Annotated in this window: 12 protein-coding genes and 4 tRNA genes; 5 read left to right on the top strand and 11 right to left on the bottom strand. The window is 61.6% G+C overall.

What is annotated here, in order from left to right; genetic code table 11:
* Positions 1 to 41: 41 nt before the first annotated feature.
* From P3S72_RS21005 to gltX, 8 genes are all read right to left on the bottom strand, one after another.
* Entirely contained in the window at positions 42 to 476 is a 435-nt protein-coding gene (locus P3S72_RS21005) for a thioesterase family protein (RefSeq protein WP_276194076.1), read from the bottom strand.
* A gap of 38 nt (positions 477 to 514) precedes the next feature.
* Positions 515 to 1,348, bottom strand: a complete 834-nt coding sequence (locus P3S72_RS21010) for an alpha/beta fold hydrolase (protein ID WP_276194077.1) — start codon at positions 1,346 to 1,348, stop codon at positions 515 to 517.
* Between the two features lie 13 nt (positions 1,349 to 1,361).
* Positions 1,362 to 1,901 carry a TetR/AcrR family transcriptional regulator gene (locus P3S72_RS21015; protein ID WP_276194078.1) on the bottom strand — a complete coding sequence of 180 codons (540 nt, stop codon included), beginning with the start codon at positions 1,899 to 1,901 and terminating at the stop codon, positions 1,362 to 1,364.
* Between the two features lie 183 nt (positions 1,902 to 2,084).
* A tRNA-Glu gene (locus P3S72_RS21020) sits at positions 2,085 to 2,160 on the bottom strand.
* A 78-nt stretch (positions 2,161 to 2,238) separates the two neighbouring features.
* Positions 2,239 to 2,314 (bottom strand) — tRNA-Ala (locus tag P3S72_RS21025).
* 50 nt (positions 2,315 to 2,364) lie between these two features.
* A tRNA-Glu gene (locus P3S72_RS21030) sits at positions 2,365 to 2,440 on the bottom strand.
* Between the two features lie 77 nt (positions 2,441 to 2,517).
* Positions 2,518 to 2,593, bottom strand: a tRNA-Ala gene (locus P3S72_RS21035).
* A gap of 147 nt (positions 2,594 to 2,740) precedes the next feature.
* On the bottom strand, positions 2,741 to 4,222 hold the full coding sequence (gene gltX / locus P3S72_RS21040) for a glutamate--tRNA ligase (protein ID WP_247403104.1): 1,482 nt from the start codon (positions 4,220 to 4,222) through the stop codon (positions 2,741 to 2,743).
* A gap of 196 nt (positions 4,223 to 4,418) precedes the next feature.
* On the opposite strand from gltX, the gene P3S72_RS21045 reads away from it, so the two are divergent.
* Both P3S72_RS21045 and P3S72_RS21050 read left to right on the top strand, forming a co-directional pair.
* Complete coding sequence (locus P3S72_RS21045) at positions 4,419 to 5,465, top strand: HlyD family secretion protein (RefSeq protein ID WP_276194079.1); 1,047 nt, start codon at positions 4,419 to 4,421, stop codon at positions 5,463 to 5,465.
* Positions 5,466 to 5,514: 49 nt separating this feature from the next.
* The gene (locus P3S72_RS21050) at positions 5,515 to 7,005 is read left to right on the top strand and encodes an MDR family MFS transporter (RefSeq protein WP_276197969.1); all 1,491 of its coding nucleotides are present in this window, start codon (positions 5,515 to 5,517) and stop codon (positions 7,003 to 7,005) included.
* Positions 7,006 to 7,125: 120 nt separating this feature from the next.
* Here the strand turns inward: P3S72_RS21050 and uvrB are convergent, their stop codons facing one another.
* A complete protein-coding gene (gene uvrB / locus P3S72_RS21055; RefSeq protein ID WP_247403098.1) occupies positions 7,126 to 9,141 on the bottom strand; it encodes an excinuclease ABC subunit UvrB in 2,016 nt (671 codons plus the stop codon).
* Between the two features lie 345 nt (positions 9,142 to 9,486).
* Between uvrB and P3S72_RS21060 the strand changes: the two genes are divergently transcribed.
* Positions 9,487 to 10,683, top strand: a complete 1,197-nt coding sequence (locus P3S72_RS21060) for an amino acid aminotransferase (RefSeq protein WP_276194080.1) — start codon at positions 9,487 to 9,489, stop codon at positions 10,681 to 10,683.
* Between the two features lie 111 nt (positions 10,684 to 10,794).
* Positions 10,795 to 11,004 carry a hypothetical protein gene (locus P3S72_RS21065; RefSeq protein WP_276194081.1) on the top strand — a complete coding sequence of 70 codons (210 nt, stop codon included), beginning with the start codon at positions 10,795 to 10,797 and terminating at the stop codon, positions 11,002 to 11,004.
* Between the two features lie 107 nt (positions 11,005 to 11,111).
* Here the strand turns inward: P3S72_RS21065 and P3S72_RS21070 are convergent, their stop codons facing one another.
* The gene (locus P3S72_RS21070; protein WP_276194082.1) at positions 11,112 to 11,984 is read right to left on the bottom strand and encodes a LysR family transcriptional regulator; all 873 of its coding nucleotides are present in this window, start codon (positions 11,982 to 11,984) and stop codon (positions 11,112 to 11,114) included.
* A 103-nt stretch (positions 11,985 to 12,087) separates the two neighbouring features.
* Between P3S72_RS21070 and P3S72_RS21075 the strand changes: the two genes are divergently transcribed.
* Positions 12,088 to 13,479: an aldehyde dehydrogenase family protein gene (locus P3S72_RS21075; RefSeq protein WP_276194083.1), complete on the top strand. Its 1,392-nt coding sequence runs from the start codon at positions 12,088 to 12,090 to the stop codon at positions 13,477 to 13,479.
* A gap of 55 nt (positions 13,480 to 13,534) precedes the next feature.
* Here the strand turns inward: P3S72_RS21075 and P3S72_RS21080 are convergent, their stop codons facing one another.
* Entirely contained in the window at positions 13,535 to 13,840 is a 306-nt protein-coding gene (locus P3S72_RS21080; RefSeq protein ID WP_276194084.1) for a protealysin inhibitor emfourin, read from the bottom strand.
* Position 13,841 lies beyond the last annotated feature (1 nt).

Consider the following 13,841-nt stretch of genomic DNA (forward strand, 5'->3'; position numbering starts at 1 on the left):
AAAAATCGTGGCGCAGTTTACTGGGTTTCCCGTCGCAACCGTTAACCCCCTGTCAGGGCGGGGCCGTAGCCGTCGAGAAACTCCGCCGGCATGCGCTTGGGCTTGCCGCTGGACAGTTCGATGCAGACGAAGGTGGTTTGCGCGCGCAGTAAGGTCGCGCCGTCGCGAGGGCGTACCAACTGGAAACGACGGGTCATTTTCAGGCGCTGGTCCCAGTCGACGATCCAGGTCGCCAGTTGCAGCTCGTCGCTTTCATAGGCCGCTGCCAGGTAGTCGATCTCATGGCGTACCACGGCCATGGCGCGGTCCAGTCGCCGGTACTCGGTGAGGTCCAGCCCCAGGCGCTGGGAATGGCGCCAGGCACAACGTTCCAGCCAGGACACGTACACCGCGTTATTGGCGTGCCCCAGGCCGTCGATATCCTCAGCGGCGACCTGCAGATCGATGATAAACGGCGTTGCCAAATCCCAGCCCATGCCTTGCTCCAGTCGATTGATGTCGGCAGGGCAGTGTATCAGGCAGTTTGGCGCGCCTGTAAACGGCAGCCCGCCAGCAGGGCCAGCACCGCGTCGACCACCCGGGGATCGGCCAGCACTCGCTGGTGTCCGCCCTGCTCCAGGCGCAACAGGCGGCTGTCGAACCAGGCGTCGTGGATGACCTGGGACGCGCTGACCGGCACGAAGGTATCGTCTTCGGCATGCACGATCAGACCGGGGAGGTTCATCTGGTAATGGGCCACATCCAAATGCTTGAGCGGCATGCCCAGGGTCAGCTCGACCTCCTGGATAAACGCCGAGCGCGCCCGCGACGGCAACCCGACCATGCCGGCGAACCCACACAGCACATCAAGGAAGCGCGATGGCGCAGCAATGCTCACCAGCGCTTCGGTGCGCAGCCCCAACTGCACCGCCAGCATCGCACTCGCGCCACCCATAGAGTGGCCGACCACCGCATGCAGCGGCGGCAGCTCGGCCGCCGCTTCAAGCATGGCGCGGGCAAACAGCAGCACGTGGGCTTCACGCCCCGGCGAACGGCCGTGAGCCGGGCCATCCAGGGCAATCACCGAATAGCCGTTCTCCACCAGCGCGGTGATCAGGCTGGCGAACTGGGTGGGCCGCCCTTCCCAACCGTGCATCAGCAGCACCGCCGGGCCTTGGCCCCAGCGCAACGCCGACAGACCAAAACGCAAGGTGATGCGCTCTGCGTGCGCCAACAGCGGCAACTCCCACTCACGCGGCGGCAGATCCCGTGGGGTCATGAAGACCCGCCGCATGGTGTTGGCCACCGTGTGCGGCGCCAGGCGCCCCAAGGTGCCGTTGACGCTACGAATCCAGGTCAATGCGCCCATTCTGCAAACCCTCTTAACGTATGGCCGACTTCGCGGCACGCAACACACGATCCGACAATTCACCCGACCCCAGGGCACGCGCCAATGCCAGCCCACCGACCATCAAGGCCATGTCCGACAGGGCCTTGTCGGTGTCTTCCGGGCTGGCGGCCAGTTGCGCTGCCATCAACTCCACATGCTCATTGAGTACTTGGCGAAACGCGTCCGGCAGGCGGGCCATCTCGCCCACGGTTGCCGGAATCGGGCAGGCCTTGGCCGTGGAGTCACGGTGCTTGCGCGACAGGTAGAACGCCGCAACCAAGGCGCGGCGTTCTTCGCCGGTGAGTTGCGCATCCATGTCGTCAATCGATGCACGGCGCTGGGCCAACAATTGGCTGAAGGCTTCGAGCATCAGCGCATCCTTGCTTTCAAAGTGCGCGTAGAAACCGCCGACGGTCAGCCCCGCCGCGCCCATGACTTCACCGACGCTCGGCTCGGCCGGGCCACGCTGGATCAACGCGGCGCTGGCGGCCTGCAGGATACGTTCGCGGGTTTGCGCTTTTTTATCGCTCATCGTTGCCTCCGACTCTCATGGATTTAATATTATAACCATAATAATATTTCGCAAGCGAGTGGCATAACCACTGGTCAGAAGCCCGCATGGGCAAGAGAAAGGAGAATTGGCCAAACGCCAGACAAACAAAAGGGCCATTCAATAATTGAATGACCCTTAAAAATCCCGCAGAGCGGGTAATCGTGGCGTCCCCTAGGGGACTCGAACCCCTGTTACCGCCGTGAAAGGGCGGTGTCCTAGGCCACTAGACGAAGGGGACACAAACCTTCTATACAACTGATCAGGCTGAGACTGATCGATTCAAGTACTGCGTGGCCAGAACCTTGAACCTGTAAATTGGTGGAGCTAAACGGGATCGAACCGTTGACCTCTTGCATGCCATGCAAGCGCTCTCCCAGCTGAGCTATAGCCCCGGATTTTTCGCCTCGCGGCGCAGCAGACCTTGCGAACTGCTTGTTGAAACTGGCGTCCCCTAGGGGACTCGAACCCCTGTTACCGCCGTGAAAGGGCGGTGTCCTAGGCCACTAGACGAAGGGGACACAAACCTTCTATACAACTGATCAGGCTGAGACTGATCGATTCAAGTACTGCGTGGCCAGACCTTGAACCTGTAAATTGGTGGAGCTAAACGGGATCGAACCGTTGACCTCTTGCATGCCATGCAAGCGCTCTCCCAGCTGAGCTATAGCCCCTCATCGGTGAGGACGGGGCGAATCTTAATGGCGCTTTGGAAACGTGTCAAATTTATTTTAAACAATTTCCAAAGTTTTTTGCCGGGATAACAATCACTTACCAACCAAACCCCGAAAAACCGGGGTTTGGCCGCTACAAGCGCTGACTCAGGCAATAGCGCCCAGCAGCTTCTCCCACTCTTTGTTTTCTTTCTTCGACACACCACCAAGCAAATCAAGGGCTTGGCGCAGACGGAAACGCGTGAGGTCCGGACCGAGGATTTCCATCGCATCGAGTACCGACACCGAACTGGCCTGCCCGGTGATCGCGGCAAACATCAGCGGCATGGCATCGCGCAATTTCAGCTCCAGGGATTCGACCACCGCCTGGATCGTCGCGGTAATGGCGTCCTTCTCCCACTGGCGCAGGCTTTCGAGCTTCCACAGGATCAACTGCATCAACTGGCGAACCTGGTCGCCGGAGAGTTTCTTCGACTCAAACAGCTTCGCATCCGGGTTCACGCCACCGGCAAAGAAGAAACTGGCCAACGGTGCGACCTGGCTGAACGTCTCCACCCTGCCCTGCACCAGCGGTGCGATCTTCATCATGTACTCGGGGTTCAACGCCCACTGCTGCATGCGGCTGGCAAACGCTTCCACTGGCAGGTCGCGCAGCCACTGGCCATTGAGCCACGACAGCTTCTCGATATCGAAGATCGGCCCGCCCAGCGAGACGCGTGACAGGTCGAAATTGTCGACCATTTCCTGCAGCGAGAACTTCTCGCGCTCGTCCGGCATCGACCAGCCCATGCGCCCCAGGTAGTTGAGCATTGCTTCGGGCATGAAACCCATGCGCTCATAGAACGTCACCGAGGTCGGGTTCTTGCGCTTGGACAGCTTGCTCTTGTCCGGGTTACGCAGCAGCGGCATGTAGCACAGTTGCGGTTGTTCCCAGCCAAAGTACTCGTAGAGCAGGATCAGCTTCGGCGCCGACGGCAGCCATTCTTCACCGCGCAACACGTGAGTGATGCCCATCAGGTGGTCGTCGACCACGTTGGCCAGGAAGTACGTCGGCAGGCCGTCGGTCTTCATCAGCACTTGCATGTCCATGCGATCCCACGGGATCTCGACGTCACCGCGCAACATGTCCGGCACCACGCACACGCCTTCGCTCGGCACCTTCATGCGGATCACATGGGGCTCGCCGGCAGCCAGGCGTGCGGCCACTTCTTCTTTGGACAGCAGCAGCGCACGGCCGTCGTAGCGCGGGGTTTCGCCACGGGCCTGTTGCTCGGCGCGCATCTGGTCCAGTTCCTCGCTGGTGCAGAAGCAAGGGAATGCATGGCCCATGTCGACCAACTGCTGGGTGTACTGCTTGTAGATGTCGCTGCGCTCGCTCTGGCGATACGGGCCGTGCGGGCCGCCGACGTCCGGGCCTTCCGACCAGGTGATGCCCAACCAGCGCAGGGCATCGAAAATCTGCTGTTCGGACTCGCGGGTCGAACGCAGTTGATCGGTGTCTTCGATCCGCAGGATGAATTCACCGCCGTGCTGCTTGGCAAAGCAGTAGTTGAACAAGGCGATGTAAGCAGTGCCGACGTGGGGGTCCCCGGTAGGCGATGGCGCGATGCGCGTGCGGACGGTGGTCATGGCAGGTCTCGAATGGGCGATATAACTGAAATTAAAACAAGGGGCGAATGGTAACAGCCATGGGCACTTAGGCTCCAGCGTCCTCCGTACCGAGCATGGCATATAGGCCAAGTTTGGGTCTGGAGTCTCGCTATAGCTATTTGCCAACTGGCTGGCTGGTTATATTCCATTACCTCTTGTTACAGACGCCACGCCCATGCCTGCCCCACTGAAACGCCGCCTGCTTATATTCGCATTGATCGTGAGCCTGATCGCCCTGGGTTTCTTCGCCCAGTGGTTCTTCAGGGGCCGCTTCTACGAAAGCACCGATAACGCCTACGTACAGGGCGAGATCACCCGGGTCTCCAGCCAACTCGGCGCGCGAATTGTCGAGGTGCTGGTCGGTGATAACGAGCACGTGCAACAAGGCCAACTGCTGGTGAGGCTTGAAGACGACGACTTCCACCTCGCCGTGGACCGCGCCAACGCCGCCCTCGCCATGCGTGAAGCCGAGCGTACCCAGGCGCAGAGCAAGCTCACCCAGCAAGCCAGCCTGATCGCCGCCGGCGAAGCCAAAGTGGCGTCCAGCCAGGCCAGCCTGGGCCGTTCGCAGATCGACCTGTCCCGCGCCCAGACCCTGCGCAAACCCGGCTACGTCTCGGAAGAACGGGTAACCACCCTCTCCGCCGACAACCACATCGCCCGCTCCCAAGTGACCATGGCCCAGGCCGACCTGCAGGGCCAGCGCCAGCAGGTCAACGCCCTGAATGCCGAGCTCAAGCGCCTCGACGCGCTGATCGCCAACGCCAGAACCGACCTGGCCCAGGCCGAGCTGAACCTGACCCGCAGCGAAATCCACGCGCCCATCAGTGGCCTGGTCGGCCAGCGCGCCGCGCGCAATGGCCAATACGTGCAAGCCGGCGCCTACCTGCTGTCGATCGTCCCCGACCAGGACATCTGGATTCAGGCCAACTTCAAGGAAACCCAAATCGGCCATATGCAGCCCGGGCAAAAGGCCGAACTGACCTTCGATGCTTATAGCGATACACCGATCGAGGCGCGGGTCGACAGCCTGTTCGCCGCCTCCGGGGCGCAGTTCAGCCTGTTGCCGCCGGACAATGCCACCGGCAACTTCACCAAAGTCGTACAACGGATTCCGGTGAAACTCACGTTTGCTGCGGATAACCCGCTAAAGGGCAAGATCCGCCCCGGCATGTCCGTCACCGTCAAAGTGAACATCAAAGACCAGCCTGATGGCCGGTGACCCACTGCTGCGCCCGGTCGGCGAACCGACCCGGCGCGACTGGATCGCGGTGATGAGCGTGATGCTCGGCGCCTTCATGGCGGTGCTCGACATCCAGATCACCAACTCGTCCCTCAAGGACATCCAAGGCGCGCTGTCAGCCACCCTGGAAGAAGGATCGTGGATTTCCACCTCCTACCTTGTGGCCGAAATCATCATGATCCCCCTCACCGCCTGGCTGGTGCAGTTGCTTTCGGCACGGCGGCTGGCGGTGTGGGTGTCGATAGGATTCCTGATCGCCTCGCTGATGTGCTCCATGGCCTGGAGCCTGGAAAGCATGATCGTGTTCCGCGCCCTGCAAGGCTTCACCGGCGGCGCGCTGATCCCGCTGGCGTTTACCCTGACCCTGATCAAGCTGCCCGAGCATCACCGCGCCAAAGGCATGGCGATGTTTGCCATGACCGCCACCTTCGCGCCGTCCATCGGCCCGACCATCGGCGGCTGGCTCACGGAAAACTGGGGCTGGGAATACATCTTCTATATCAACGTGCCCCCCGGGCTGCTGATGATCGCCGGACTGCTCTACGGCCTGGAAAAAAAGGCGCCCCATTGGGAGCTGCTGAAAAGCACCGACTACGCCGGCATCGTCAGCATGGCCATCGGCCTGGGCTGCTTGCAGGTATTCTTGGAAGAAGGCCACCGCAAGGACTGGCTCGAGTCGAACCTGATCGTCAGCCTGGGCAGCGTCGCCTTGCTGAGCCTGATCACCTTCGTGATTGTGCAACTGTCCAAACCCAACCCGCTGATCAACCTCGGCATCCTGGCCAATCGCAACTTCGGCTTGTCGAGCATTTCCAGCCTGGGCATGGGTGTCGGGTTGTACGGTTCGATCTATTTACTGCCGCTGTACCTGGCGCAGATCCAGAACTACAACGCGCTGCAGATCGGCGAAGTGATCATGTGGATGGGCGTTCCCCAGCTGTTCCTGATCCCGCTGGTGCCGAAACTGATGAAGTATGTGTCGCCGAAATGGCTGTGCGCCTTAGGATTCGGCCTGTTCGGCCTGGCGAGTTTTTCCTCGGGCGTGCTCAACCCGGACTTTGCCGGCAGCCAGTTCAACCAGATCCAACTCATCCGCGCCCTCGGGCAGCCGTTGATCATGGTGACCATCTCGCTGATCGCCACGGCCTACATCCTGCCGCAGGACGCAGGCTCGGCTTCAAGCCTGTTCAACATCCTGCGCAACCTCGGCGGCGCTATCGGCATTGCGCTACTGGCGACCCTGCTGGATGCGCGCACCAAGGTCTATTTCGATTATTTACGCGAGGCGATCGTGCCGACCAATCCCCAAGTCGCGGAGCGGCTGGCGACGCTGACGGAGCAATTGGGCAACCAAACGGCGGCGCTGGGCAAACTCAGTGAGATTGCGCACCAGCAGGCGCAGATCATGGCCTACAACGATGCGTTTCACTGCGTGGGGCTGGCGTTGGGGGTGAGTATGGTCGCGGTTTTGTTGACCAAGGCGTTGCCGGCGGGGCTTAAAGCTGGGGAGAGTCATTGAGACCGTGTCGCGCCTATCGGGAGCAAGCTCCCTCCCACATTTGACCGGGTTCCAACGTTGAAATGCGGTCAAATGTGGGAGGGGGCTTGCCCCCGATGAGGCCAGTACAGCCACTACCAATCAGACTGCCAGCAAGCGCTCACGCAACTTACCAATCTCATCCCGCGTCTGCGCCGCCGCTTCGAATTCCAGATCCCGCGCCAACTGGTACATTTTCTCTTCCAACTGCCGGATACGCTTGGTGATCTCGCTCGGCGAACGCAGTTCGTTTTCGTACTTGGCACTTTCCTCGGCGGCCTTGGCCATGCCTTTGCGCTTCTTGCTGCGCGAGCCAGGCACGGTGGCGCCTTCCATGATGTCGGCGACGTCCTTGAACACGCCCTTGGGCGTAATGCCGTTTGCCAGGTTGAAGGCGATCTGTTTGTCGCGACGGCGATCGGTCTCGCCAATCGCCCGCTCCATGGAGCCGGTGATGCGATCGGCGTAGAGAATTGCCCGGCCATTGAGGTTACGCGCTGCACGGCCGATGGTCTGGATCAGCGAACGTTCGGAGCGCAGGAAGCCCTCCTTGTCCGCATCGAGGATCGCCACCAGCGAGACTTCCGGCATGTCCAGGCCTTCGCGCAGCAGGTTGATCCCCACCAGTACATCAAAAGTACCCAGGCGCAGGTCGCGGATGATTTCCACGCGCTCCACGGTGTCGATGTCCGAGTGCAGGTAGCGCACGCGCACGCCGTGGTCGGCCAGGTAGTCGGTCAAATCTTCGGACATGCGCTTGGTCAGCGTGGTGACCAGTACCCGCTCTTCCAGGGCCACGCGCTTGCCGATTTCCGAGAGCAGGTCGTCGACCTGGGTCAACGCCGGGCGGATTTCGATTTGCGGATCGACCAGGCCGGTCGGGCGTACCAGTTGCTCGATCACGCGCCCCGCATGCTCAGCCTCGTAATTGCCGGGCGTCGCCGAGACGAAGATGGTCTGCGGGCTGATGCGTTCCCATTCGTCGAAGCGCATCGGCCGGTTGTCCAGCGCCGACGGCAGGCGGAAGCCGTATTCCACCAGGGTTTCCTTGCGCGAACGGTCGCCCTTATACATCGCGCCGACTTGCGGCACGCTGACGTGGGATTCGTCGATCACCAGCAGCGCGTCGTCCGGCAAGTAGTCGTAGAGCGTCGGCGGCGGCGCACCGGATTCACGACCCGAGAGGTAGCGTGAGTAGTTTTCGATGCCGTTGCAGTAGCCCAGCTCCAGGATCATCTCCAGGTCGAAGCGGGTGCGTTGCTCCAGGCGCTGGGCTTCCACCAGCTTGTTGTTGGCGCGCAGGTACTCCAGGCGCTCGGCCAGTTCGACCTTGATGCCCTCGACGGCGCCCATCAGGGTTTCACGCGGCGTGACGTAGTGGCTTTTGGGGTAGAAGGTGAAACGCGGCAGTTTGCGGATCACTTCGCCGGTCAACGGGTCGAAGGCCGACAGGCTCTCGACTTCATCGTCGAACAACTCGATGCGGATCGCTTCCAGGTCGGACTCCGCCGGGTAGATGTCGATCACATCGCCGCGCACGCGGAAGGTGGCGCGGGCGAAGTCCATGTCGTTGCGGGTGTATTGCAGGCTCGTCAGCCGACGCAGCAGTTCGCGCTGGTCGAGTTTGTCACCACGGTCAACGTGCAGCACCATCTTCAGATAGGTTTCCGGGCTGCCCAGGCCATAGATGCACGACACCGTGGTGACGATGATCGCGTCCTTGCGTTCCAGCAGCGCCTTGGTCGCCGACAGACGCATCTGCTCGATGTGGTCGTTGATCGATGCGTCCTTCTCGATAAAGGTATCGGAGGACGGCACATAGGCTTCGGGCTGGTAGTAGTCGTAGTAGGAAACGAAGTACTCCACCGCGTTGTTCGGGAAGAACGCCTTGAACTCGCCATACAACTGCGCGGCCAGGGTCTTGTTCGGTGCCAGTACCAGGGTCGGGCGGTTGATCTGCGCGATCACGTTGGCGATGCTGAATGTCTTGCCCGAACCGGTCACCCCGAGCAGCGTCTGGTGCGACAAGCCGGCTTCGATGCCTTCGACCATCTGGCGAATCGCTTCGGGTTGATCGCCGGCGGGTTCAAAGCGGGTGACGAGCTGGAAATCCGACATAACGTACCTCTTTCAAGTCACCCCCGGCTGCACTCCACCAAGGACGAAAAAAACTCAGCGACCCGCGAATTCTCATCGCAGGTTGCAGGAAAAAACCATGATAGCTGTAGAAGTGGTGGCTAATGTGTCGGGTTTCAAGGCAATCGTCCGACCTGCCGTCTACGCTCAAGGCTGGATCAAGACTAACGGTCGGCAAATAAACCGAAAAAGTTGGCCGAAAAGCCGTTTCGGTTGTCGCCCTTGACCGTGATGGCCTCTATACTAGCTCCCCGTTTGTGCACCGCTCTAGTGCATTCGGCTGGAGCGCGACACGTCCCTCCTTTCCCCCAAAGAGCTGCCGCAAAAATGAGCCTGTTCTCCGCTGTCGAAATGGCACCACGCGATCCAATCCTGGGCCTCAACGAAGCATTCAACGCCGATACACGAACCACCAAGGTCAACCTTGGCGTGGGCGTTTACTGCAACGAAGAGGGGAAGATTCCGCTCTTGCGTGCCGTTGCCGAAGCGGAAGCCATTCGCGTGGCGCAACACGCCGCCCGGGGCTACCTGCCGATCGACGGCATCGTGGCCTACGACCAGGCCGTGCAAAAGCTGCTGTTCGGCGCTGACTCGCCCCTGCTGAGCGCAGGCCGCGTGATCACCGCACAAGCGGTCGGCGGCACCGGCGCACTGAAGATCGGCGCTGACTTCCTCAAGCAACTGCTGCCCAATGCCGTGGTTGCCATCAGCGACCCGAGCTGGGAAAACCACCAGGCGCTGTTCGAAAAAGCCGGCTTCCCGGTGCAGACCTACCGCTACTACGACGCCGCCACCCACGACGTGAACCGTGCCGGTCTGCTCGAAGACCTCAACGCCCTGCCGCCACAGTCCATCGTGGTATTGCACGCCTGCTGCCACAACCCGACCGGCGTCGACCTGAGCCCTGCCGACTGGCAACAAGTGCTGGACGTGGTCAAGGCGAAAAACCTGGTGCCGTTCCTCGACATGGCCTACCAGGGTTTTGGCGATGGCATTCACGAAGACGCTGCGGCGGTGCGCCTGTTCGCGGAATCGGGCCTGACGTTCTTTGTATCGAGCTCGTTCTCCAAGTCGTTCTCCCTGTACGGCGAACGCGTCGGCGCGCTGTCGATCGTCAGCGAATCCAAGGAAGAAAGTGCGCGCATCCTGTCCCAGGTCAAGCGTGTGATCCGCACCAACTACTCGAACCCGCCGACCCACGGCGCGGCGATCGTGGCTGCGGTGCTGAACAACCCAGAGCTGCGCGCCAAGTGGGAAGCCGAGCTGGCCGAAATGCGCCTGCGCATCCGTGGCATGCGCGAGCAGATGGTCGCCGAACTGGCCAAGGCTGCGCCGGGCCACGACTTCAGCTTTGTCGGTCGCCAGCGTGGGATGTTCTCCTACTCCGGCCTGACCGTTGAGCAAGTCACCCGCCTGCGCACCGAGTTTGGGATCTATGCGCTGGATACCGGGCGTATCTGTGTGGCGGCGTTGAACCAGGCGAACATCGGTGCGGTAACAAAGGCGATTGTTCAGGTTCTATAACCCTGGCGGCGCTGTACGAAGGGAAGCTACGGCTTCCCTTTTTAATGCCTGTCAGAAAACGCCCTGCTCCCCTAGACTGAACCCCGACTGCCCCTTTGCTATGAGACCCCTATGAGAAACGACGACCTGGACCTGCATGCCGACCGCGATGAACTGGACCACTTCACCCCGCGTGCGCCTCAAGCCAAGCGCCAGAAAAGCCTGGTATTGCAAGTAGCCCTCGGCGTATTCCTCGGTGGCCTGGCCCTGTGGCTGGTGCAATTGGGTGCGACAGCCATCATGGCCAAATTGGCGATGGGTACCCTGCAATTCGGCGGCTGATGAAGATCGAAAGGAGGGAGGGGGCTTGCCTGCGAAGGCGGTGTATCAGTGATGGGTGTATTGGCTGACCCACCGCTTTCGGGGGCAAGCCCCCTCCCACATTGGTTTTATGGGGTTTCCAGGGCGCGTTCCTCCAGCAACCGCACAAAACTGTTAAGGCTCTGCGACACCGTGCCCCGGCGCCAGATCAGCCAGGTGTGCAACAGGCGGAAACTGTCCGTCAGCGGCCACACACTCACCGTGGTAAACCCCGGCATGCTTTCCAGCATGCTGCGCGGCATCAGCGCCAGGCCGGCCCCAGCGCTGACGCAGGCAAGCATGCCGTGGTAAGACTCCATCTCAAAAATCCGCCCCGGCACCGCGCCGTCCTGTGAGAACCAGCGCTCGAAGTGGTGCCGGTACGAACAGTTGGAGCGAAAGGTATAGATGCTTTCCCCGTTCACATCCTGCCCGCGGGTGATCGGCGCGTGGTGCAACGGTGCAATCACCACCATCTCCTCCTCGAACACCGCCACGCCCTCCAGGGTGGCATGCAACACCGGCCCATCGACAAACGCTGCCGCCAGGCGCCCTGACAGCACGCCTTCGATCATCGTGCCGGATGGCCCGGTACTCAGGTCCAACTCGACCTTGGTGTGCTTCTGGTTATACGCCGCCAGTAACGCAGGAATGCGCACCGCTGCGGTGCTTTCCAGCGAACCCAGGGCAAACGCGCCCTGGGGCTCCTCCCCCGCCACCGTCGCGCGGGCTTCCTGCACCAAGTCGAGAATGCGCCGCGCATAGCCGAGGAAGTTCCACCCGGCTGGCGACAAGCGCAGGCGGCTCTTCTCGCGGATAAACAGCTCCACGCCGAGATCCTGCTCCAGTTGCTTGATGCGCGTGGTCAGGTTGGACGGCACCCGATGAATCAACTGCGCGGCGGCGCTGATGCTGCCTTGCTCGGCAACGGCCTTGAAGATTTCCAGCTGCACCAGGTCCAAATCATTCTCCAATCGTGAACATATTGCTTAATATTATTCACTTTCCAGAAAAGACATAGCCCCTTACGCTGATTCCAATCCAAACTTTCAGCAGGACGGTGCCATGCACGCTATCACTCACCAGACCCACGCCCTCTCGATCAACCCTGCCACCGGCGAAACGCTCGGCAGTTACCCGTATGAAAGCGAGGCCCAACTGGACGCCGCCCTCGACCGTGCCACCGCTGCCTTCCGCACCTGGCGCCGTCAGCCGGTCAGCCAGCGCGCAGAGCGTTTGCTGGCACTGGCCGGAGCCCTGCGTGATCAAGCCGAGGAGATGGCGCAGATGATCACCCTGGAAATGGGCAAACCCATCGCTCAGGCCCGCGCCGAAATCGAGAAATGCGCGCAACTCAGCGAGTGGTACGCCGCCCACGGCCCCGCCATGCTCGCCCCGGAACCGACGCTGGTGGATAACGGCACCGCGCATATCGAATACCGCCCGCTGGGGCCAATCCTCGCCGTGATGCCATGGAACTTCCCGGTGTGGCAAGTCCTGCGCGGCGCCGTGCCGACGCTGCTCGCCGGCAACACCTACGTACTCAAACACGCGCCGAACGTGATGGGCAGCGCCTACCTGATGAAAGCGGCGTTCCACAAAGCCGGCTTTGCGCAAGGCCTGTTCGAAGTGCTCAACGTGACCCAGGACGGTGTGTCCAAAGCCATCGCCGACCCACGCATCGCCGCCGTCACTCTCACCGGCAGCGTGCGCGCCGGCATGGCTATCGGCTCCCAGGCCGGTGCCGCGCTGAAGAAATGCGTGCTCGAACTGGGCGGCTGCGACCCGTTCATCGTGCTCAACGACGCCGACCTCGACGCCGCCGTCCAGGCTGCCGTGATCGGCCGTTTCCAGAACAGCGGTCAAGTCTGCGCTGCCGCCAAGCGTCTGATCATCGAAGCCGGCGTGGTGGACGCGTTCACCGCCAAGTTCGTCGAAGCCTGCCGCCAACTGGTGATGGGCGACCCGACCTCGACCAGCACCTACCTCGGCCCGATGGCCCGCTTCGACCTGCGCGACGAACTGCACGGCCAGGTCCAGGCCACCCTGGCAGAAGGCGCGACCCTGCTGCTGGGCGGCAACAAAGTGCCCGGCGCCGGCAACTACTACGCGCCGACCGTACTGGCCGATGTCACCGACCAGATGACCTCGTTCAAACAGGAGCTGTTCGGCCCCGTCGCCTCCATCATCAGCGCCCGCGACGCTGACCACGCCGTGGCCCTGGCCAACGACAGCGAGTTTGGCCTGACCGCGAGCATCTTCACCCGCGATTCGGCGAAAGCGCGCGATATCGCCAACCAACTCGAAACCGGCGGGATCTTCGTCAACGCCTTCAGCGTGTCCGACCCTCGGGTGGCGTTTGGCGGCGTGAAGAAAAGCGGCTTTGGGCGCGAGTTGTCGCACTTTGGCGTGCGGGAATTCTGCAATGCGCAGACGGTATGGCTGGATCGTAAGTAAGCCAAAGCAACCCCTGTGGCAAGGGAGTGTGACCCCACTGGGCTGCGCAACAGGCTCAACAGCGAATATGCCGCCGCAGGCACTGCACCAGCCCGTCCAGCGCCTGTGACTTCACCGGTGCGAGCACACAGACTGTGTGCTCGCGCTCACCTTCCGTCACGGTCAAGGTGTAATGCACCTGGCCTGGATTACCGGGTTCCGGCGCGGTGCTTTGCGGTAACTGAAAGAAGTGCGAAGCCTCGATCAGTTGCCGCAACTCTTGCTGGTCCGGCTCGGGCAGCTTCTCCAGTTCCACGGTGTTCGGTCGGGCCAGGCCCGGAAAAAACGCCGGACCACCGATTTCCTTGATCGAAATTTGCATG

This window comes from Pseudomonas sp. D3 (assembly GCF_029320995.1).
Lineage (GTDB): Bacteria > Pseudomonadota > Gammaproteobacteria > Pseudomonadales > Pseudomonadaceae > Aquipseudomonas > Aquipseudomonas paraveronii.